Origin of the sequence: Gryllotalpicola reticulitermitis, from assembly GCF_042651345.1 — a bacterium.
GTDB lineage: Bacteria > Actinomycetota > Actinomycetes > Actinomycetales > Microbacteriaceae > Gryllotalpicola > Gryllotalpicola reticulitermitis.
This window is the reverse complement of sequence record NZ_JBHSCN010000005.1, coordinates 826,951-847,170: the sequence shown is the minus strand read 5'-3', so window position 1 is coordinate 847,170 and position 20,220 is coordinate 826,951. Positions and strand designations below refer to the sequence as shown.

The 20,220-nt window shown below is 70.5% G+C and carries 19 protein-coding genes; 9 read left to right on the top strand and 10 right to left on the bottom strand.

All coding sequences use genetic code 11. The features are described 5' to 3' along the window. Nucleotides 1-58: 58 nt before the first annotated feature. Entirely contained in the window at nucleotides 59-1,411 is a 1,353-nt protein-coding gene (locus ACFOYW_RS11060; protein ID WP_390228988.1) for a serine hydrolase domain-containing protein, read from the top strand. Nucleotides 1,412-1,450: 39 nt separating this feature from the next. On the opposite strand, the gene ACFOYW_RS11055 is transcribed toward ACFOYW_RS11060, so the two are convergent. Next, on the bottom strand, nucleotides 1,451-3,211 hold the full coding sequence (locus ACFOYW_RS11055) for a cutinase family protein (protein WP_390228987.1): 1,761 nt from the start codon (nucleotides 3,209-3,211) through the stop codon (nucleotides 1,451-1,453). A 203-nt stretch (nucleotides 3,212-3,414) separates the two neighbouring features. Here ACFOYW_RS11055 and ACFOYW_RS11050 point away from each other — a divergent pair, with 203 nt between their 5' ends. Continuing rightward, complete coding sequence (locus ACFOYW_RS11050) at nucleotides 3,415-3,642, top strand: helix-turn-helix domain-containing protein (RefSeq protein ID WP_390228986.1); 228 nt, start codon at nucleotides 3,415-3,417, stop codon at nucleotides 3,640-3,642. Continuing rightward, entirely contained in the window at nucleotides 3,635-4,114 is a 480-nt protein-coding gene (locus ACFOYW_RS11045) for a Clp protease N-terminal domain-containing protein (RefSeq protein ID WP_390228985.1), read from the top strand. Before ACFOYW_RS11050 ends, ACFOYW_RS11045 begins: the two co-directional genes overlap by 8 nt. On the opposite strand, the gene ACFOYW_RS11040 is transcribed toward ACFOYW_RS11045, so the two are convergent. Then, nucleotides 4,102-5,604, bottom strand: coding sequence for a DNA-3-methyladenine glycosylase 2 family protein (locus ACFOYW_RS11040; protein ID WP_390228984.1), 1,503 nt, complete (start codon nucleotides 5,602-5,604; stop codon nucleotides 4,102-4,104). The genes ACFOYW_RS11045 and ACFOYW_RS11040 overlap by 13 nt on opposite strands. 72 nt (nucleotides 5,605-5,676) lie before the next feature. Continuing rightward, nucleotides 5,677-6,600, bottom strand: a complete 924-nt coding sequence (locus ACFOYW_RS11035; protein ID WP_390228983.1) for a LysR family transcriptional regulator — start codon at nucleotides 6,598-6,600, stop codon at nucleotides 5,677-5,679. Nucleotides 6,601-6,655: 55 nt separating this feature from the next. On the opposite strand from ACFOYW_RS11035, the gene ACFOYW_RS11030 reads away from it, so the two are divergent. Beyond that, a complete protein-coding gene (locus tag ACFOYW_RS11030) occupies nucleotides 6,656-7,741 on the top strand; it encodes a YeiH family protein (protein WP_390229622.1) in 1,086 nt (361 codons plus the stop codon). Here the strand turns inward: ACFOYW_RS11030 and ACFOYW_RS11025 are convergent. From ACFOYW_RS11025 to ACFOYW_RS11000, 6 genes are all read right to left on the bottom strand, one after another. Beyond that, the gene (locus ACFOYW_RS11025) at nucleotides 7,706-9,121 is read right to left on the bottom strand and encodes an MFS transporter (protein ID WP_390228982.1); all 1,416 of its coding nucleotides are present in this window, start codon (nucleotides 9,119-9,121) and stop codon (nucleotides 7,706-7,708) included. The genes ACFOYW_RS11030 and ACFOYW_RS11025 overlap by 36 nt on opposite strands. After that, nucleotides 9,118-9,573: a MarR family winged helix-turn-helix transcriptional regulator gene (locus tag ACFOYW_RS11020; protein WP_390228981.1), complete on the bottom strand. Its 456-nt coding sequence runs from the start codon at nucleotides 9,571-9,573 to the stop codon at nucleotides 9,118-9,120. Before ACFOYW_RS11020 ends, ACFOYW_RS11025 begins: the two co-directional genes overlap by 4 nt. 155 nt (nucleotides 9,574-9,728) lie before the next feature. After that, on the bottom strand, nucleotides 9,729-10,283 hold the full coding sequence (locus ACFOYW_RS11015) for a YceI family protein (RefSeq protein ID WP_390228980.1): 555 nt from the start codon (nucleotides 10,281-10,283) through the stop codon (nucleotides 9,729-9,731). 122 nt (nucleotides 10,284-10,405) lie between these two features. Continuing rightward, nucleotides 10,406-10,930: a winged helix-turn-helix transcriptional regulator gene (locus ACFOYW_RS11010; protein ID WP_390228979.1), complete on the bottom strand. Its 525-nt coding sequence runs from the start codon at nucleotides 10,928-10,930 to the stop codon at nucleotides 10,406-10,408. A gap of 3 nt (nucleotides 10,931-10,933) precedes the next feature. After that, nucleotides 10,934-12,184, bottom strand: coding sequence for an MFS transporter (locus tag ACFOYW_RS11005; RefSeq protein WP_390228978.1), 1,251 nt, complete (start codon nucleotides 12,182-12,184; stop codon nucleotides 10,934-10,936). A gap of 106 nt (nucleotides 12,185-12,290) precedes the next feature. Continuing rightward, nucleotides 12,291-14,540, bottom strand: a complete 2,250-nt coding sequence (locus ACFOYW_RS11000; RefSeq protein ID WP_390228977.1) for an LLM class flavin-dependent oxidoreductase — start codon at nucleotides 14,538-14,540, stop codon at nucleotides 12,291-12,293. Between the two features lie 64 nt (nucleotides 14,541-14,604). Here ACFOYW_RS11000 and ACFOYW_RS10995 point away from each other — a divergent pair, with 64 nt between their 5' ends. Further along, nucleotides 14,605-14,967, top strand: coding sequence for a winged helix-turn-helix transcriptional regulator (locus tag ACFOYW_RS10995; protein WP_390228976.1), 363 nt, complete (start codon nucleotides 14,605-14,607; stop codon nucleotides 14,965-14,967). Further along, on the top strand, nucleotides 14,960-15,652 hold the full coding sequence (gene deoC, locus ACFOYW_RS10990) for a deoxyribose-phosphate aldolase (protein ID WP_390228975.1): 693 nt from the start codon (nucleotides 14,960-14,962) through the stop codon (nucleotides 15,650-15,652). Before ACFOYW_RS10995 ends, deoC begins: the two co-directional genes overlap by 8 nt. A gap of 80 nt (nucleotides 15,653-15,732) precedes the next feature. On the opposite strand, the gene ACFOYW_RS10985 is transcribed toward deoC, so the two are convergent. Beyond that, nucleotides 15,733-16,215 carry an Lrp/AsnC family transcriptional regulator gene (locus ACFOYW_RS10985; RefSeq protein ID WP_390228974.1) on the bottom strand — a complete coding sequence of 161 codons (483 nt, stop codon included), beginning with the start codon at nucleotides 16,213-16,215 and terminating at the stop codon, nucleotides 15,733-15,735. A 68-nt stretch (nucleotides 16,216-16,283) separates the two neighbouring features. On the opposite strand from ACFOYW_RS10985, the gene ACFOYW_RS10980 reads away from it, so the two are divergent. The 3 genes from ACFOYW_RS10980 to ACFOYW_RS10970 all read left to right on the top strand — a co-directional run bounded on the left by ACFOYW_RS10980 (nucleotide 16,284) and on the right by ACFOYW_RS10970 (nucleotide 20,170). Continuing rightward, complete coding sequence (locus tag ACFOYW_RS10980) at nucleotides 16,284-16,754, top strand: DUF2000 domain-containing protein (protein ID WP_390228973.1); 471 nt, start codon at nucleotides 16,284-16,286, stop codon at nucleotides 16,752-16,754. 127 nt (nucleotides 16,755-16,881) lie between these two features. Next, entirely contained in the window at nucleotides 16,882-18,132 is a 1,251-nt protein-coding gene (locus tag ACFOYW_RS10975) for an MFS transporter (protein WP_390228972.1), read from the top strand. Continuing rightward, the gene (locus ACFOYW_RS10970) at nucleotides 18,125-20,170 is read left to right on the top strand and encodes a beta-galactosidase (protein ID WP_390228971.1); all 2,046 of its coding nucleotides are present in this window, start codon (nucleotides 18,125-18,127) and stop codon (nucleotides 20,168-20,170) included. Before ACFOYW_RS10975 ends, ACFOYW_RS10970 begins: the two co-directional genes overlap by 8 nt. Nucleotides 20,171-20,220: the final 50 nt, after the last annotated feature.

Here is a 20,220-nt window from a genome sequence, read left to right as displayed (position 1 = left end):
GGCCGGCCGTCGCAACATAGACTCGTTGCCGATCAGGGGGGTAAAAGGGGTGGTTGGTGTGAGTTCCGGGGGCGGCCGACGTCGTGGCATCCGGCGGGCGGTCGCGGTGCTTGCTGTGACGCTCACCGCGGCGCTGCTCGCGGGGTGCAGCACCACGAGCGATGCCCCCCACGTCACAGCGATCGGCGCCAAAACGGGCACGCGGATGCCTGCGGCCATCGCGAAGCAGCTGCAGGGGGTCCTCGACAACGCGGTGAAGATCTCGGGCGCCAGCGGCGGCATCGCAGGGGTGTGGGCGCCGTGGTCGGGAACCTGGACCGCAGCATCCGGCACGGCCTCGAAGGCGAAGGGGTCGGCATCCGTCACCACTCATTCGTCGTTCCGTATCGGTTCGATCACGAAGCCGGCCACCTGCACCGTGCTGCTCGACCTCGTCGCAGCGCACAAGGTGAAGCTGACCGACCGCGTCTCGAAGTACCTGCCCCGCATGGTCGGCGTGAACGACGTCACCCTCGGCGAGCTGTGCGACAACACCTCCGGGCTCGCCGACTACTGGGGCGCCCTGACCCCGCAGATCGTCACGAACCCCGGTCGATCGTGGGACCCGATCGAGCTCGTCAACACGGCGCTCGGCGAGTCCGCGCCGAAGGCGCCCGGGCATACGTGGAGCTACTCGAACGCCGGCTTCGTGCTGCTCGGCGTCGCGCTTCAGGCGGCGACGGGCGAGAACTGGCAGCACCTGTACGCGAAGTACGTGACCGACCGCCTGGGCATCAGCGCGACGACCACGCTGCCGACCGGAACGAGCCTGCCGTCACCGATGCTCCGGGGCTACGCCGCGGACCACGACATCGTGACCGGCGCCACCGAGTGCTCCACCACCGTCGATGACACGGCACTCTCGCCGTCGGCGCTGCAGACGGCCGGTGGCCTCGTCAGCACGCTGAACGACACGGCCTCGCTGATCCATGCGGTCGCGTCGGGCGCGCTGCTGCCGAAGGGCTACGCAGCCCAGCAGCAGCAGGCGCGCCGCATCTCCGGCTCGATGCCGTCGTGGGCGAAGTACGGGCTCGGCGTCGAGACGATGGGTCCCCTGGTCGGGCACGCAAGCGCCGTTCCGGGTTATTCGAGTGCCGCCTACAGCGACCCGACCACGGGCCTCACGGTCGTCGTGGTGGTCAACAACTCGACGCCCGGCGCGAACTTCGCGCGCCTCGTCGCTCTCGAGCTGGCGTCCATCGGCTCGAAGGCGCCGCCGTCGCAGGGAAAGAAGCTGCCGGCGCTGGCGCTGCCCTGGTCGCTGAGCCAGCTGGAGAGCGTGCTGCCCTACGAGACAGGCTGCAAGGCGAAGGCCGGCAAGCCGTCGAGCGGCGCCCTCGCCGAGATCGCCGCCATCGGCCCGAGGTATTAGCCCCGCTCGAGGTTCCGCAGGCGTCGAAGCGCGCTTGCTCTACCGCAGGCGTCGACGCCGCGATCGGGGTTGCGCCGCGAACATCGCGATGCCGACCACCACGACGATGAGTCCCAGCCCGAGCGACCACACGAGCTCGGGGTCGATCAGCGTCGTGTTCGGCATGGGCAGTGCGACCGGCGGTGCGACGGGCCGCTGGGAGGCTGCATGCGGCGTGACCTTCACCACGGTGGACGCGCGGCTCTGCCCCATGCCGTTGACGGCATATACCCGGTACGTGCGCTCGCTGCCGTTCTTGAGTCCCGTATCCGTCCACGAGACGGGGTTCTGACCGGGAACGAGCGGGGTGAACGCCGTCAGAAGCTTGCCGGTGCCATCGGTCACGGCGTAGAAGTCCGCGCCGGAGACCTCCGGCCACTTCAGCGTCGCGGCGCCGTCGCCGGGCACGCCCTGGACCTTCGTCGGCTGTGCGGGCGTCGCCACCGGCGCCGCGACGGCCTGGAGCGTTTCACTCGCCGAGCTGGTCGTGCCGCTCGCGGTGGTGATGGTCACGGTGACGCGATGGGCGCCGGGGGTGTCGAAGCTCGTCGTGTAGCGGGGCCTCACCGTCGTCGCGGTGTGTGCGAGCGCCGTGCCGGCGTCGACCGACCACTCGTAGCGCAGGATCGGGTCCGCCGGGTCGCTGAGCGATCCGCCGGCATTGAGTGTGGTCGGGGTGCCCACGGTCGCCGTGCCCGCGACGGTCAGCTCCGCCGTGGTCGGGGCGGACGGCGCGCCGAGCGGCAGCCCCAGCAGGCTCTTCAGCTGCTGCGCGGCATTCGCGGTGTCGCCGGCGCTCGAATACGCCGTGTGCTGAGTCAGGATGTTCGGGTTCGTCGCACCGTTCGCCGACACGATGTGCGCGAAGTCGCGCACGGGGTAGCTCTTGCCGCCGACGCTGCGTTCGTCCACGAGGCCGCAGATCGGGTCGCCGTTGTGGCAGTAGTCGAAGATGGCGGCGGTGCCGAAGGCTTTGGCCCAGTCGCTGCCTACGGGCCCGTTGGCTCCGATCGCGCTCGACGGCAGCAGACCGCTGTTCACGAGGTAACCGTCGAGATCGGGGTCGTAGCTGCCGTAGTCGTCGGCCTGATCGGATGCGTCGAAGTAGGTGTTCCCGAAGAACACCGCGGCGACCACGGCGGCCCGCGCGTTCGGCGTCGCCGCGAGCACCGCATCGACCATCGCCTGCGCACCCTGGGAGTAGCCGCCCACGATGACGCCGGTGTTCGGGCAGGCGCGGCTCACGCGCTCGAGTTCCGCCGTCGCGGCGTGCGCACCGAGGTCGACGGACTTCGTGTAGACGCTGAGGTCGCCGGTAGCGAGCGTCTCCCCGCTGACGACATCGATGCCCACCGCCGGGTAGGGCACTCCGTAGGGGGTGACGGTCTCGCCGTTCTGAGCGGCCGCCTGCGCGACGCGCTGGTACACGTCGTTCAGCTCGCCGCCCATGCCGAACGTCGGGTTCTTCGCGGTGTAACGCGTGCTCGCGCTGTACTCGTTGTCCTCGCCCGAGCCGCGCGCGCCGATGAATTCGAAGTCGGGGCAGGTGTTCCCGGCTGAAGGGGTCGGGGCGGTCTTCGGCGCAGGGACCGGGGTGGGTGGCGCGCTCGCCGCGGGGACATCGAGCGCGGGCGGGGTCGGAGCCGGGGTCGCGCCCGCGGCGCCTGCGACGGTCGGGCTCATGGCGGTCAGCGTGAGCCCGAGTAGTGCGGCCGTGGCCGCGACGGGCAGCCGCCGAATCCGCTTCCACGGTGCTGACATCCACCGTGCTGGCATCCACCGTGCTGACAACCGCCGTGCAGGCAGCAGTCGTGCTTGCAACTCTCGTCGTGCTCGCATGTGTCGAGCTCGCATCCGTCCGGCTCGCATTCGTTCTACGGTACGGCGGAGGGCTGAGGAGAGATGCAAAATCTTATGTGTCAATTCACGTTGACAAACTGTCAAGCTGGCCTGACAATTGAAACATGTCAATCGAAACTGACAGTGAGGCGCCGCTGAACCTGCGCCTGACCGAGACGGAGCCCGCGGTCGGCTTGCGCGCCGTCGGTGCGCTGCACCGCCTCGCCGAACGGGTCGAGGCCGCCCACGTGACCGCCGCGCGTCGCGCCGGCTGGTCGTGGGAACAGATCGGCGATGCGCTCGGCGTCACGCGGCAGTCCGTCCACGCGAAATATGGGAAGAAAGATGTTTGAACGCTTTGCACAGGCGGCGCGTGTCGCCGTCGACGACGCCCGTTACGAGGCCGCCCGCCGCGGTGACCGCCGCATCGGCACGGACCACCTGTTGATCAGCCTGCTGGAAGACGAATCGAATGCGACGGCGCTCGGCGTCGACGCGGGTGCCGCGCGGGCGGCCGCCGACGGGCTCGATCGCGCGGCCCTCGCCGCAGTCGGGGTCGATGCGGACGTGTTCGGCACGAGCGGGCGCCCGCCGGCCGGGCGCCACATGCCCCTCACCGCGGGTGCCAAGACATTCATGGGCGACACGCTCACCCAGGCCGCGGCCGAGAAGGCGCGATCCATCACGCCGCGGCACATGATGCTGGCGATTCTTGAACGGCACGAGCCCGACCCCGCCGCGGTTCTGCTCGGCGCGCTCGCGGTCGACGTGCCGGCGGCCCGGGAGCGCCTCGCCGACACGGCCGACGCCGGTCACGGCAAGTAGGCCGACGCCGTCCACAGGTGCATCGCGGCATAGCCGCGCCACGGCGACCACGCTCGGGCGATGGCGGATGCCTGCCTCGCGTTGCTCGCCCCCAGCGTCTTCTTCAGCACGAGGTCGTCGGGCACGAAGGTGTCCGGGTCTCCGAGGGCACGCAGGGTGATGTAGTCCGCCGTCCACGGGCCGATGCCGGGCAGCGCCAGCAGCGCGGCACGCGTGGCCGCCCGATCGGCGCCGGGCGTGACGTCGAGACCGTCTGCGAGCGCACTCGCGAGGCGGTGGAGCGCCGACGCGCGTGAGGAGGTGAGGCCGATTCCGCGCAGGGCCTCGAACCCGGCATCCGTCACCTGCTGTGCCGTCGGGAACGTGCGCAACCCGCCGTCACCGACGGGTGTGCCGAGCGCCGCGACGAGTCGGCCCGCGAACACGCGCGCCGCGCCCAGCGAGACCGCTTGCCCGATGACGGTGAGCAGGGCCGTGGCGCCACCGTCGATGGCCCCGGGCACCCGCAGGCCAGGGCGCCGGCCGACCAGGGGGCCGATGATCGGGTCGGCGCCGAGCGCGTCGATGATCAGCTGCGGGTCGGCGTCGAGATCGAGCCAGCGGCGCAGCGTCGAGACGATTCCGGTGAGATCGGCGATGTCGGCCGGCCGGATGCGCACCGTGATGTGGTCCTCTGCGCCGGCGGCCCAGTCGACGGTCGCCAGGGCCGGCCCGTGCGCGGCCGGCACCGGGGTCGTGAACGAGCCGTCGTCGATGAGGTCCATGCCGGGAACGGCATGCGCGGCTTGGAACGCGCGCATCGCGAGGCCGTCGTAGGGGGCGCGGTGGCGCAGGCGCAGCACGACGGTCGGGGCTGCGTCGGCAGTGGGAGCGTCGTCGCCGAGCTCGTCGGCAGCCGCCCGAGCGACCCGGCCCGCGCTCGGCACGGGCCGTCGGAAGCTCGACGGCGGCGCCCCGAACTCGGACAGCATCACATCGTTGAACTGGCGCACGCTGCCGAAGCCGGCCGCGAAAGCGATGTCGACGAGCGGCAATTCGGTCTGCTCGACGAGGGTGCGAGCCGTCTGCGCCCGGCGCGTGCGGTTGAGCTGCACGGGCGAGGCCCCCACTTCCGCGACGAGGACGCGGTGCAGGTGCCGCTCGCTCACCGCGAGGCGCCTGGCCAGCCCCGCGACGCCCAGCTCGTCGACCGCGCCGTCACGAATCGCGCGCACGGCCCGGGCGGCGAGGTCGCCGCTCGCGTCCCAGTGCCGGGAGCCCGGCAGCGAGTCGGGGCGGCAGCGTTTGCAGGCGCGAAACCCGGCGGCGACGGCCGCCGCGGCGCTCGGGAAGAACACGGCGTTGCGGCGCAGCGGCTTGCGCGCGGGGCACGAGGGCCGGCAGTAGATGCCGGTGGTCGTCACACCGAGGAAGAAGCGGCCGTCGAATCGCGGGTCCCGGCCAGAGGCCGCGCGATAGGCGGCGTCGGCATCGATCGCGGTCGGGGTCACGTCTCTATCCTGCGCGCGCCTGCTGCGAGCGCTCGCGGGAATCGGACTTTCTTTAGGGCCTCGATAGGCGCGTCAGTCACCGCGCGCCGCGACCGCCATGAGGTGCTCGAGGGCCGGTGGCAGCGCGGTTCCCGCAGCGTGGACGGCGCGCAGTTCGCGAATGAAACGCAGTTCGCGTACGCGGATCCGCACCAGTCGACCGGACGCGAGGTCGTCACGCACGGCGAGGATGCTGAGGATCGCCGCCCCCGCGCCGGACGCGACGGTGGTCCGGATCGCGGAGGTCGTCGGCAGCTCGACGAGTGGCGCCACGGGTGGGTACCCGGCCTCTGTCATGGCCTGCTCGGCGTTCAGCCGTGTGCCGGACCCCTGCTCGCGGGCGATCAGGGGCGTGGCGGCGAGTGTGCGCAGCGTCACCCGGGCCCGCTTTGCCCAGTCGTGGCCGGGGGCGGTGACGACCACGAGCTCGTCGCGGCCGATGGGGTGGGCCACGAGCTCCCCGATGTCCTGCGGCGACTCGATGAAGCCGAGCTGGTGGCTGCCGGACTCGACGAGATGGATGACCTCCGTGCTGTTGGTCGCCGTCACCGAGAGCGCACGCTCCGGTGACCCGGGTTCGTGGCGCATGCTGATCAGCCAGCGCGGAAGCAGGTACTCGACGATCGTGAGGCTGGATGCGACGGCGAGCGGCTCCGTGCGACCGCGGAGCGCCGCGACAGCCGCCTCGAACCGGTCGGCCGCCTCGACGACCTCGGACGCCCATTGCGCGGCGAGCACGCCGTCTGGCGTCAGAGTGGTCCCGCGGGCCTGGCGATGCAGCAGCGGGATGCCGATGCGCTGCTCCAGCTCCCGCAGTCGCGCCGAGGCCGCCTGCTGCGAGATCCCGGCCGCGCGGCTCGCACCCGAGATCGAGCCGCTCGCCGCGAGGGCTGAGAGCAGCCGCAGCGACACCAGGTCGGCGCGCGCTGCAGCTACAAGCTCTGCTTGTGCATCCACAAGTAGTTGACGCTACTCCGCCTGCGGATGCCCGGCGCACGCTGGTCAGGTGGTCATGATCAGGAAGCTCGCGCCGGGCCTCGCCCTCAGCGTCGGCATCGCGCTCGTCGCGACCGGGCTCGGCGCGCTCGTGCCGGTCGTCGGCGCGCCGGTCTTCGGGATCGTGATCGGTGCGATCGTCGCCGCGTTCCTGCGGTCGGGCGCGGTGACGGATGCCGGGGCCGGGTGGGCCGGGAAACGGGTGCTGCAGGCATCCGTCGTCGTTCTCGGCAGCGGCCTGTCCATCGGCCAGGTCGTGCACACCGGCTGGCAGTCGCTGCCCGTGATGCTCGGAACGCTTGCGGTCGCGCTTCTCGGTGCCTGGGCGATCGGTCGCGCCCTCGGGCTGACCGCCGACGTGCGCACGCTGATCGGTGTCGGCACCGGCATCTGCGGGGCTTCGGCGATCGCGGCGACGCAGTCGGTGATCCGCGCGAAGTCCGCCGACGTCGTGTACGCGATCGGCACGATCTTCACCTTCAACGTGATCGCCGTGCTGACGTTCCCGTTCATCGGCCGGGCCCTCGGCATGAGCGACCACTCCTTCGGCCTCTGGGCGGGGACGGCGATCAACGACACCTCGTCGGTCGTCGCCGCGTCATTCAGTTTCAGTGCGGCGGCAGGCTCTTACGGGATCGTCGTCAAGCTCACCCGCACGCTGATGATCATCCCCATCACGATCGCCATCGCGCTCTGGCGCCGTCGGCGCGCGCGTCTCGCGGTGCTCGCCGAAGCCGGCGCGGCATCCGGCGCTGCCTCCGACTCGACATCCGACTCGACATCCGGAACCGCGCCCGGCCCAGCGCCGGAGAGCGCCGCCCATGATCGCCTGCGCTGGACCGCCATCGTGCCCGCGTTCCTGATCTGGTTCGTCGTGGCGGTCATCGTGAACTCGCTCGGCGTGATCCCGGCGGCGTGGCATCCGTATCTCAGTCAGCTCGGCACGTTCATGATCACCGTCGCCCTCGTCGGCATCGGTCTCGGAACCCGCATCGCGGTGCTGCGTCAGGCCGGGTACCGGCCGCTCGCGTTGGGCGCGAGCCTCTGGGTGCTGGTCGCGCTCACCTCACTTGGGCTGCAGGGCCTCACCCACACGCTCTGACTTCGGCGAGTTGAGCGAACGGTCGACGAGCGCGAGCAGCGCGGCGGCACCGACGATCACGGCGATCGCGATGCCGAGCACGTGCAGGCCGCCGTCGGTCGGCGAGTGCGGGAATGCGAGGCCGATGGCCGCGGAGGACAGAATCGAGCCGAGATACACCGCGGTGCGCGAGAGGCCGGATGCCGTGCCGAGCTGCTCCCCCGGCGCCTGCCGGTACATCGCCTGCTGGTTGCTGACCGACGCGAGGCCCTGCGGCACGCCGAAGATCGCAGCGACGAGCAGCAGCATCCACAGCGGACTCGATGCGTGCAGGAAGATCAGGAGCACGCCGCCGATGAGTGGGATGGCCCCGGAGAGGACGAGCGGGAGCTTGAGGCGCCGGTTGTTGGCGACCATGACCGACGTGACTGCCGCGAGGACAGCGGTCGGCAGCTGCACGAAGCCCGCCTGGTCGGCCGAGTAGCCCGCCGAGCCCTGCACCCACTGGCTGAAGCCGTACATCATCGTGTACGCGCCGAAATAGATGAGCAGCATGCGCAGGTACGTGCGGCTCAGGGCGCCGTTGCGGCGCAGCATGCGGATGTCGATGAACGGATTCTCGTGCCGCAGCGACCACCAGAGAAGAGCCGCGGCGAGCGCCAGCGTCACCGGAATCAGCCACAGCATGTCGACGTGCAGGTCAAGCAGGAACACGAGGAGCGAGGCGAGCGTCGCGGCGAACAGCACGATGCCGATGGGGTCGATGTCGCGCAGGGTCGGCGCCGGGCCCGTTCGCGCCGGGCGATTCTTGTCGGAGGGCACCCACATCAGGGTCGTGATGAGCGCGATCGCGGCGAGCGGGATGTTGACGAGGAAGATCGACTGCCAGCCGAAAGCGCCGATGAGCACGCCGCCGAGAACCGGGCCGATCGCCGCGGTCGTCTGCCCGGCGATCGAGATGCCGGAGAGCAGCGACGGCGGCGTCTGCCGGTCGAGCCGGAGGCTCTGGTCGCGGATGAGGGCCATGCCCGACGGGTAGGCGGCCGAGGTGCCGATGCCGATCAGCACGCGGGCGACGAGAACGGCGCTGAAGTCATGCCAGATGTTCGGCAGCACCCCCGCGACGATGACGACGACCAGGCCGACGATGTAGACCTTCCGCGGGCCGAAGACATCGGCGAGCTTGCCCATGGTGGGCTGCGCGATGGCGCTCGCGAGATACAGCCCGGCGACGAGCCACACGACCACCGAGGTGGCGACGTGCAGATCGCGGCTGATCGGTACGAGGGCGACCGCGATCATGCTCGTGTTGATCGGGTTGAGCACCGGGCCGACCAGCACGGGCGTCGTGAAGCGCCAGGTGAACTTTCCGCCGGTCTGGGTGGTTTCGGTCGAGGTCACTGTGCGGCACCTTCCTCAGGCCGGGGGTCGATCTTCATCAGCGCGTCGAGGGCCCGCGCGACGAGATCGCGCTCGTCGTCGCTGAGCTGCGTGGTGAGCAGTTCCACGAGATCTCCGTGCCGTGTCGCGTCGGTCTGCATGACCGTCGCAGCGCCGGAATCCGTCAGTGCGAGGAGTTCGCGTCGCCCGTCGTTCGGGTCCTTCGATTTGGTGACCCAGCCGCGCTCGACCAGTTCGGCCACGACGGCACCCATCGACTGCGGCGTGATCTGCTCGCGGCGCGCGAGCTCGGCCGTCGTCAGGCGACCCTTGCGGCGCAGCCACGCGAGTGCGGCCTCGTGCCGTGGCGACAGCTCGCCGACGGGGCGGCCGCTGCGCATGGCGCGGCGCAGCCCGTCCATCATCTCGCCGATGCGGTCGGCGAGCTCGGCGGGGGTGGTCTTCGTGCTCACCCACTCACTATAGCAAGGAAACCTTGCAAGTTTGCCTGTTCATTACGCTCGCTCGCCGTGCCCGTAACGCCGAAAACGGAGTAGACGCTGCGCATTCGTGGAAATGCGCGCATCTACTCCGTTTTCGATGGAGCTTTGGGCGGAGCCCGGCCGCCTTAGGCCTGAAGGGCCGCCTCGAGCTCGAGCGTGATCGTGACCTCGCTGCCGATCAGCACGCCGCCGCCCTCGAGGGCGGAGTTGTAGGTGAGGCCCCAGTCCTCGCGGTTGATCTTCGTGGTCGCGGTGCCACCGGCCTTGTAGTTGCCGTACGGGTCGGTCTGGAAGCCGGCGAACTCGAAGTCGAAGGTGACGGGCTTGGTGACGCCCTTGATGGTCAGGTCGCCGTCGACCTTGAAGTCGTTGCCGGCGATGCGAACGCCGGTCGACACGAACTCGATGTACGGGTGCGTCGCGGCCTCGAAGAAGTCGCCCGTGCGCAGGTGGTTGTCGCGGTTCGCGTCGTTCGTGCTGACGGACGCGACCTCGGCCTTCGCGGTGACGGATGACTCGAGCGGGTTCTCTGCGGTGACGAACGTCGCCTCGAACTTCTCGAACTTGCCGCGCACCTTCGCGATCATGAGGTGGCGGACGCTGAAGGCGACCTCGCTGTGCGCGGTGTCGACGGTCCAGGTGCCGGCGCGGTACCCGGGGATGCTGATCGTGTCGGTCATGGTTCTCCTAGAGCTACGTCGCAGTGGGTCTCTCCCCTGCCGAACTCATGCAAGCGTATGCAATTGTTCTGTATTCCAGAAGATCGAACTAATTGATTAACTCAGTGTTACGCCGGGCGCCGCTAGGACCGGCACGCCGCCGCCCGCTCGACGAGCTCCTCGCGGTGCTCGAAGAACGGCTCGGCGGGCGTTCCGGTGCGCGGCTGCGAGTACACCTCGTTCTCGGGCACGCGCTCGCCGCGGGGGTCGACGAACGCGACGTGCACCTCGCTGTCATCGCCGTGCTCGCCGCCGTGGCGTCGCACGACGGTCGGCCCGAACTCCGACGCCATGTGCTTGTCGCCCCAGTCCTGCAGCGCGGCGAGCACGATCTTCAGGTCGCGGCCGCGCTGAGTGAGCACGTATTCGTCGCGCGGGCGCTCGCCCGGCGCCTGGTACGGCCGGCGCTCGAGCACCCCCGCGCGGACCAGCTGCGCGAGGCGATCGCTCAGCACGTCGGGCGCGATTCCGAGCAGCTGACGGAAGTCCGCGAACCGGGTGATGCCGTTGTGCGCCTCGCGCATGATGAGCAGGTTCCAGCGCGCACCGAGCACCTCGAGGCTGCGCGCGATGGTGCACGTCAAGTTGTAGCCGGCTTCGTCAGTCATCCGTCACTCCTCCATGACGGAGGCCCACGTCGGCGCATCCGTCACTCGATGTTCTACCCGTGCGCGGTTGCGCAGGACGAACGCCAGCGCCGCGGCGAGCGACGCGAGCGCGAAGATCGCGACGGTTCCGGCGCCGAGCTCGAGGGCCGCGCGCAGTCCGTTGTCCGTCGCGACGATGCCGAGCACGACCGCGATCGCGCCCTGCAGCACGTACGCGACGAGGTAGACGGCTGAGATGGTGCCCGCACGGTGGTGGGCCGGCGCGTTCTGCCCGATCAGCGCGAGGCCGCCAGCGAACATCATCGCGTAGGCGGCGCCGGCGACCAGCGTCGTGATGATGAACACGCCGAGCGATCCGCTGAAGTCGGACGCGAGCAGCAGCGCGAAGGCGAACAGCGTCGCGATACTGCCGATCGCAATGGTCGTCTGCGGGCGCACCGAGCGTGTCGCGATCGCGGTGATGCCGATGACGACGGACATGATCGCGATGATGACGCCGACCTCGAAGACGTTCGTGGTGTGGGTGACCTCTTCGGCGATCTGAGCGCCGAGCGCGAGGAAGACGGCTCCGAACATGTACGCGACGCTCACCGCGAGGGCGGCGACGGTGTAGAGAAAGCGGATGCCTGGCGCCACCGCGACTCCGCGCGGGCGCCACGGTCCGCGCGACTCGTCGCGGGTGTGCCGCGGCAGGAACCACACCGCTCCGCCGACGACCGCGATGGCCACGACGAGCACCCAGAAGTCGAGGTGCAGCGGGAACGGCGCGTACTGAATGAGCGCGCCGCCGACGAGGGTCGCGAGGGCCAGGCCGAGCGCGGTGCCCGCCGTGGTCACGGACCCTGCGGCGCGCTCGCGGCCCTTCGCGCTGAACTCGACCACCGCGGCGGATGCCGGGCTGAGCGCGAGGCCCACGCCGATGCCCATGAACACCCGGCCGACGAAGACGAGGCCGATGCCCGGCGCGACCGCGAACAGCAGCGCACCGACGAGCATGGCGGCCAGGCCGAGCAGGATGGCTGCGCGTCGCCCGATGTGGTCGGCGAGGTCGCCGAACAGGAGCAGCACGATGACGAGCGCGAGGGGGTAGACGGCGAAGACGGTCGTCGTGACGGCCGGCGTGACGTGCCAGTCGGCTTCGTAGAGCGGGTAGGTGGTGCTGGGTGCGCCGCTCGTCCATAGGGCGATGGCGGCGACGCCGGCGGCGGTCCAATACGAGGCTGCGCGGGGCAGAGTGCGTGCGATGCGGTTCATCGTCGTTCCCGTCGGGTTGGCGCTTCGCGTTTCGAAGCTAGATAGTCACCTCCAACTCAGGCACCTGGCTAGTTATTCCCTACCCAGCGTCGGGCAGTCCTCGACGTCAGGCCGCGCTCGATTGGGACACCGGCGCAGGCTCGATGTAGAAGTTGTCGCGGAACAGCCCCGTCGGGTCGAAGCGACCCTTGAGCTCGCGCAGGCGATCAAGGTGCGCGGGCGGGAACGCGCGGGCCACGACCTCGGGGCCGAGGTCGGTCTCGAAGCTGAGGTACATGCCCTCGAAGTGCGGTGCGAGCCGGCGCCACCATTCGTCGAGGCCCGACGAGCGGGTGCCGAATGCGGCGAGTGAGAAGTTCGCGTCGCGCCAGCCGTATGCGGTCGCGTCGCTGGGAACGTCGGCGACCGCGCCTCCGACCGCCCGCAGCTGGAAGAAGTAGCTCGCACCCGCCTCGAGCAGTGCGGCCGCGTCGGCCGCGAATTCGGGCGTCAGATGCGTGAGGAGCGCGGAGTGGCTGAGCGGCTCCCCCTGCGCCTGCTGCGCCCCCTCGTCGACGAACGCCGCCATGACCTGCTCGTACGTCGCTAGCGCGACGGACTGGTCGACGAGCGGCGCGATCTCCGCGAACGGCTGCAGCAGCTCGATGATGGTGTCCGGGTCGGCGCTGTCCACCGCGATCATCGCCTGGGCGAGCTGGCGGCTGCCGCGGCGGCCGCTCAGAATGACGCTTCCCGTGACGCGGCGATCGGATGCCTCGACCGTTGCGCCCCAGCGAGTGAGGAACCCGGCGGTGTCACTGGCGTCGAAGGCGAGCTGGGCGAATCCGAGCTGTTCGACCCGATCGGCGGTGAACTCGAACGAGACCGCGACGCCGAAGTTCGCGCCCGCGCCGCGCATCGCCCAGAACAGCTCGGGGTTCTCGTCTGCGCTCGCATGCACGAGCTCGCCGGTGGCGAGCACCACGTCGACTGAGAGCAGGTGGTCGATCGTCAGCCCGTGCTCGCGGGCGAACCAGCCGACGCCGCCCGCGGTGGCGAGGCCACCGACCCCGACCCCGCCGTAGTCGCCGCTCGTGAGCGCGAGCCCGTACGGTGTGAGGGCCCGCGCGACGTCGAGCCAGCGGGCGCCAGGGCCGATGCGCACGTGGCCGGAATCGGCGTCGAGCACCTCGATCTCGTTGAACGCGCCGACGTCGATGACGAGGCCGCCGTGGTTGAGCGAGCGACCCGAGAGCCCGTGGCCGGCGCTGAACACGCCGAGCGGCAGCTCGCGGTGGCGGGCGGCGAAGTGCACGGCATCCGCCACCTCGTCGTACGTCTGCGGGCGCAGCACGAGGCCCGGCGCGCCGCCGCGCAGGTACCCCGAGGTGTAGCGGGCGTAGCTCGCGTCACCGGGCTCGATCGCCCGCGACGTGAGTGAGGCGGGCAGGCCGTCGTAGTCGATGCCGGCCTTGCGCTTCGCGAGCGCGATCGAGGAGCGCACCCGCGCGGTCACCCCGGTTCCGCTGCGCGCACGCCCTGCGGTGACGCCTTCGCGTACTCGGGGCACGACTTCGCCGGCGATCTGCCGCAGCATGCCGGGGTCGTCGCCCATGAAGATGAAGGTGCTGATGCCGTCGTCGAGCGCGTAGCGCACGAGCTCGTCGGGCGTGGTCTGCGGGCCGACATTGAGCAGTCGTACGATCTCGCTCGGCTGACGCCCCGCCTTCGTCGCCGCCTCGTCGATCGTCTGGTTGCCGCGCTGGAGGTCACCCGGCTGCAGGTAGGGCAGGCTCGGCAGCCACCCGTCGCCCACGCGGCCGATCAGGCGCAGCATGCGCGGCTTGAGCGCCCCGAGCCAGATCGGGATGTCGTGCGCGGGCGCGGGGCCGCGCTTCGCCCCGTCGACGTGCCAGCGCTCGCCGTTGACGCGCAGCGGTCGGCGCTCGGCCGCGTCCCACACCCCGCGGATGATCTCGATCGCCTCGCCGAGCGCGTCGACACCCTGGCCAGGTGTCCAGGCGGGGCCGCCCATCGCGACGATCGCGTCCCAGAAGCCGCCGGCCCCGAGTCCGAGCTCGAACCGGCCGCGCGAGAGCAGGTCGAGGCTCGCAGCGCTGCGCGCGAGCACGGCCGGGGGCCGCAGCGGAGAGTTGAGCACGTTGCCGCTCAGGTGGATCCGCTCGGTGCGTGCGGCGACCCAGGTGAGCAGGGTCCACGTGTCATGGAATCCCGGCTGGTACGGGTGGTCCTGGAAGGTGACGAGATCGAAGCCGAGCTCCTCAGAGAGCACGGCCAGCTCGACCGGTCTCTGCGCCGGCGAGTTGGTCGGGGTGATGAACGTTCCGAAGCGAAGCGGGTGGCCGTAGTCGGGCATGGTGCAAGCATCCGTTGTCGATCCTGTCGCCGCAATCCGTGCATAAGTGACTTACGATAGGTAAGTGACTATCGAAGACCTGCGCACCGGGTGGGAACAGATCGATGACGATGAGTGCCGCCGCGCCGCCGGCAACGTCGAGCTGATCGGGCGCCGCTGGAGCAGCGCGATCATGCTCGGCATCGCGCGTGGCGCGAGCCGGTTCAGCGACATCCTCGCGTCGGTGACCGGCCTTTCCGATCGGATGCTCGCGCTGCGCCTCAAGGAGCTCGAGCGCGTCGGCCTCGTCGACCGCATCGTCGAGCCGACCACTCCGGTGACGGTGCGCTACGTGCTCACCGCTCGCGGCCGCGACCTGATGGCTGCCCTTCAGCCGCTCGTCCGGTACGGCCAGCGGTGGGAGGCGGCAGAATCGAAGCATGACTGACAACGAGCTCTCTGCGGCCGACGTCGCGCGCTACATCGACTTCACGCTGCTCAAGCCGGAGGCCACGCATGCCGACGTCGCAGCGCTGATCGCCGAGGCGATCGAGCTCGGCACCTACGCCGTGTGCGTCTCGCCGTCGATGCTGCCGGTCGAGGTGCCCCTCGAGGCCGATCTCAAGGTGGCGGTCGTGTGCGGCTTCCCGAGCGGGAAGCACTCGTCGACGGTGAAGGCGGTCGAGGCGGCGGAGGCGGTCAAGCACGGCGCCGATGAGATCGACATGGTGATCGACGTCGGTGCGGCGCGAGAGGGCGACTTCGCCTACATCGAGAACGACATCGCGACGGTGCGCGCCGCGGCACCGAACCCGGTCGTGCTCAAGGTCATCATCGAATCGGCTGCGCTCACCGACGAGCAGATCGTCGCCGTCTGCACCGCCGCGGTGCGCGCCGGCGCCGACTTCGTCAAGACGTCGACGGGCTTTCACCCGAGCGGCGGCGCGACCGAGCACGCGGTCCGGCTGATGCGCGACACCGTCGGCAGCGCTGTCGGGGTGAAGGCGTCCGGCGGGGTGCGCACCATCGAGCAGGCGCGCGCGATGATCGCGGCGGGAGCGACCCGGCTCGGCGTCTCGGGCGCGCGCGCCCTGCTCGCCGGCGCTGCGACGACGGGCGAGTCGGGCTACTAGGCCGCGCGGCTCAGTGCCGGCGCGGGCTTGCGCCGGCACGGCCTGACGCGGGCACGGCCTGGCGCTGGCGCCGACGCGGCTCAGCGCTGGCGCGGCCGAACGGATGCCGGCGCCACCGCCTTGCGGCGAACGTGCTCGTAGACGACCGAGGTGCGCACGTCGGCGAGCTCGGGGCGGCTCGTGAGCTTGTCGATCACGAACGCGTAGAGCGCGTCGTTGTCGGGCACGGCCACTTGGATGATGAAGTCCTGATCGCCGGAGGTCACGAACAGCCCGAGCGTCTCGGGGAGAGTGACGACCCAGTTCTGGAACGCTTCGATCACTTTGCGTGATGGCGGCCGGATGCGCACCGACACGAGCGCCTGCACCGGCCGCCCGATCTGCGCGAGGTCGAGATCGAGGCTTGCGCCGGTGATGACGCCCCGCTCGCGGAGCGCCCGAGTGCGCTCGAGCGCTGTCGTCGGCGCCACGCCGACGGACGCTGCGACGTCGCGATTCGTCGTCCGCGCGTCTCGCTGCAGAACGCCCAGAATCGCCGCATCAAGTTCATCGAGTTCGGCCACTCGTCGAGTTTATCCGTACGAAATTCGGGCGATTTGCGAGGAATCCGTCGATATGCCTCGCTTGATGCATGACTTCCCTCACAATCGGCTTCGATCCTGAGCTGTTCGACCCGACCGTCTCCACCCGTGAGGCGCACCTCAAGTGGGTGATCGTGGTCGACGACGCGCTGCCCGCGGGCCGCGCGGTCAACGCGGCCGTCTGCGTTGCGGCCGCGACGCAGGGCCGGGTCACCGGGCTGCTCGGGCCGGACGTCACGGATGCCTCGGGCAGCGCCCACCCGGGCCTGCCGTGGGCCGGCTGCGCGATCCTGGGGGCGCCGGGCCCGCGGATCACCGAGCTGCGGGCCAAGGCATCCGCTCGGGAAGAGGTCTTCGTCGCAGACATGCCCGCCGCCGCCCAGGCGACCCGCGTGTACGCCGACTATCGCGACGCGATCGAGGCCGCCGACACCGACCGCCACGAGTACCTCGCGCTGAGTCTCATCGGCCCGCGCAACCGCATCGACCGCCTCGTCGGCGGCTTGCCGTTGCTCGCCTGAGGGCGCCAAGTGCGCCGGGTGGACCCGGCTGCGCCCGGCGGACGACCGTTCGGCGCCGCTCAGTCCGGCTGGCGCACCTGGGCGCAGCGCTCCCGGTGAACCCCGAAGAAGGCGCAAGATAGTTAGCGTGAGTGAAGAATTTCGGCTGCGCTCGATCATCGTCCCCGCATACGGGCCCGCCACTCTCTTCGGACTCGCAGAAGGCGCGATCTTCCCCGTCATCGCGCTCAGCGCCATCGATCGCGGCGCGACCACGTCGATCGCCGCCCTCGTCGCGGCGCTGATCGGCATCGGGTCGATCGTCACGAACATCCCGTCGGGAATCCTCGCGACGCGGCTCGGCGAGCGCAACGCGATGCTGATCGCCTCGGTCATCACCGCCATCGGCCTCGCGTTCTGCCTCATCGACCTGGCCGACAAAGAGCTCTCGCTGCTCACCTACTCGTTCGGGGTGCTCCTCATCGGCGCGGCGAGCTCCGTCTACAACCTCGCGCGGCAGTCCTACCTGACCGAGATGGTGCCCCCGCACATGCGAGCCCGGGCGCTGTCGACGCTCGGCGGCACGATGCGCATCGGCGTCTTCGTCGGCCCGTTCATCGCCGCCGGCGCCATGCACTTCTGGGGCATCGACGGCGCGTACTACATCGCGCTCGTCGCGATCGCGGCCGCCGGCGTCATCGTCTACCGCTCGCCCGATCTCGAACTGAACGAATCGCGTCGCGCAGCTGCCGCCACGGTCACGACGACTGGAATCGTCAAGCAGTACTGGCGTCTGTTCCTGACGCTCGGCACCGGGGTGCTGCTGCTCTCGGCGATCCGCCAGACCCGCCAGATCGTCATTCCGCTGTGGGCCGCGCACCTCGGCCTCTCCCCGACGACATCGTCGATCATCTACGGTGTCGCGGGGGCGATCGACGCCCTCACCTTCTACCCGGCGGGCAAGGTGATGGACCACTACGGCCGGAAGTGGGTCGCCGTTCCATCGACCTTCGTGCTCGGCATCTCGTTCGCGCTGATGCCGCTCACCCACGGCGTCACGACGCTCGCGATCGCCGCGATGGTGATGGGCTTCGGCAACGGGATCGGCTCCGGCATCGTGATGACGCTCGGCGCCGACACGTCGCCGTCCGTCGGGCGGCCTACCTTCCTCGGCGTGTGGCGCGAGCTGGCGGATGCCGGCAGCGGCATCGGCCCTGTCATACTCTCCGCTGTCACCGCGCTCGCCGGTCTCGCGATGGGCATCGAGGTGAGCGCGCTCGTAGGGCTCGCCGCCGCGGGCGCCCTGTGGGTCTGGATTCCGAAGAACGCAGGGCGCACGCGCGCGGAGCCCGCGGAACGTATCTCAGTCAATGTGGATCGAGAGGGAACAGATGTTTAGCTTCGGTGGCGACTACAACCCCGAGCAATGGGCACCGGAAGTCTGGGACGACGACGTCAGGCTGATGCGCGGCGCGCACGTCACGACCGCGACCGTCGGCGTCTTCTCGTGGGCGAAGCTCGAGCCGGAACCGGGGCGCTTCGAGTTCGGCTGGCTCGACGCGGTGCTCGACAAGCTGCACGGTGCGGGCATCCGTGTCATTCTCGCGACGGCGACCGCCTCGCCGCCCGCGTGGCTCGCGAAGCAGCACCCCGAGTCGCTTCCCATCGCGGCCGACGGCACGCGCCTGGGTTTCGGCTCGCGCCAGCAGTACAGCCCGAGCTCCGCCGCCTACCGCGAGCACGCGCAGCGGCTCGTGCGCGAGCTGGCCGCGCGGTACGGCGCGCACCCCGCGCTCCAGGCGTGGCACATCAACAACGAATACGGATGCCACGTCGCTGAGTCCTTCGACGACGAATCCGTCGCCGCATTCCGCACGTGGCTTGCCGATCGCTACGGCACGATCGACGAGCTGAACCGCGCCTGGGGAACGGCGTTCTGGTCGCAGTCCTACGGGAGCTTCGACGAGATCGACGCGCCCCGCGCCGCGCCCACCTACCTGAACCCCACGCAGCTGCTCGACTGGCGGCGCTTCGGCAATCACGCGCTGCTCGAGCTGTTCCGGATGGAGAAGGCGATCGTCACCGAGCTCTCCCCCGGCGTGCCCGTCACGACGAATTTCATGGGCTTCTTCCCGATGCTCGACTACTGGACCTGGGCGGCCGAGCTCGACTTCATCAGCGACGACACCTACCCCGACCCCGAGGACCCCGACGCGCCCTCGCAATTCGCCGCCGAACGCGACCTGATGCGGTCGCTCGGGAGCGGACGCCCGTGGTTGCTCATGGAGCAGAGCCCGAGCGCCGTGAACTGGCGCGAGCGGAACGTCGTCAAGCCGGCCGGCCTGAACCGGATGTACTCAATGCAGTGCGTCGCCCGCGGAGCCGACGGCATCCTGTACTTCCAGTGGCGGCAGGCCGCTGCCGGCGCGGAGAAGTTCCACGCCGCGATGCTGCCGCACGCCGGCCCCGACACCCGCGTGCACCGCGAGGTGCAGGCGCTCGGCGCCGAGCTCGCCGAGCTCTCCACGGGCGCGCTGCCCGGGTCGCGCGTTCCGGCCGAGGTCGCGATCGTGTGGGACTGGGAGTCGCTCTGGGCGCTCGGGCAGAGCGCCGTGCCCGCCGCCACGGACTACCACGGGGTCATGCTCGCCTGGTACCGCGCGCTGCTGCGCCGAGGAGTCGTCGTCGACTTCGTGCGGCCCGGTGCGCCCCTCGACGCCTACGGCCTGGTCGTGGTCCCCGCGCTGCAGGTGGCCGCACCCGACGAACTCGACGCGCTCGCCGCCTACGCCGAGGCCGGTGGCCAGCTGGTCGTCGGGTACCAGACCGGCGTGCTCGACCGCGACCTGCACGCCTACCTGGGCGGATATCTCGGCGGCGAGAACTCAGCCCTGCAGCGCTCGCTCGGCCTCAGGATCGACGAGCTCGCACCGCTCGGGCAGCGCGCCACGACGACCACACTCGTCGGCGAGCTGGCGGGCACCGCCACCCAGTGGCAGGACTTCACCCGCGTCGACGACGCCGAGGTGCTCGCCCGGTTCGACGACGGTGCGGCCGCCGGCGCGGCGGCGATCACGCGGCGCGCGTCCCGTGGGGCCGAGGGCACATCCGACGGGGCCGGCGGCGCACCTGGACGCGGCGCCGCCTGGTACGTCGCGACGCTCCCCGAGCCGGAGCTGCTCGACGAGCTCCTCGACCGGCTTCTGATCGACGCCGAGATCGACACGCCGTTCGCCGAGCCGACGACGGGCGCCGAGACGACCGAGCGCGGCGGGGTTCGGTTCGTCATCAACCACCTCAACACGTCGCGCGAGCTGACCGTCGCGGGGCAGACGATCGAGCTGCCGCCGTTCGGCGTCGCGATGCTGAGCGCCGGCGGCGACGTCGTGCACGATTCGGCGCCCGATTCGGCCGCCGCTGCGGCGGCGGGTGCGTGAGCCCGCCGTGCAGGTTCTCAGCCGGTGCACCGGCTCGGTCGGAAGGATGA

Excerpts from the sequence above, each read along its gene's own strand:
- ACFOYW_RS11055 (WP_390228987.1), bottom strand. The coding sequence starts at position 3,211 with ATGTCAGCACCGTGGAAGCGGATTCGGCGGCTGCCCGTCGCGGCCACG.
- ACFOYW_RS11050 (WP_390228986.1), top strand. The coding sequence starts at position 3,415 with ATGTCAATCGAAACTGACAGTGAGGCGCCGCTGAACCTGCGCCTGACC.
- ACFOYW_RS11045 (WP_390228985.1), top strand. The coding sequence starts at position 3,635 with ATGTTTGAACGCTTTGCACAGGCGGCGCGTGTCGCCGTCGACGACGCC.
- ACFOYW_RS11030 (WP_390229622.1), top strand. The coding sequence starts at position 6,656 with ATGATCAGGAAGCTCGCGCCGGGCCTCGCCCTCAGCGTCGGCATCGCG.
- ACFOYW_RS11015 (WP_390228980.1), bottom strand. The coding sequence starts at position 10,283 with ATGACCGACACGATCAGCATCCCCGGGTACCGCGCCGGCACCTGGACC.
- ACFOYW_RS11010 (WP_390228979.1), bottom strand. The coding sequence starts at position 10,930 with ATGACTGACGAAGCCGGCTACAACTTGACGTGCACCATCGCGCGCAGC.
- ACFOYW_RS11005 (WP_390228978.1), bottom strand. The coding sequence starts at position 12,184 with ATGAACCGCATCGCACGCACTCTGCCCCGCGCAGCCTCGTATTGGACC.
- ACFOYW_RS11000 (WP_390228977.1), bottom strand. The coding sequence starts at position 14,540 with ATGCCCGACTACGGCCACCCGCTTCGCTTCGGAACGTTCATCACCCCG.
- deoC (WP_390228975.1), top strand. The coding sequence starts at position 14,960 with ATGACTGACAACGAGCTCTCTGCGGCCGACGTCGCGCGCTACATCGAC.
- ACFOYW_RS10980 (WP_390228973.1), top strand. The coding sequence starts at position 16,284 with ATGACTTCCCTCACAATCGGCTTCGATCCTGAGCTGTTCGACCCGACC.
- ACFOYW_RS10970 (WP_390228971.1), top strand. The coding sequence starts at position 18,125 with ATGTTTAGCTTCGGTGGCGACTACAACCCCGAGCAATGGGCACCGGAA.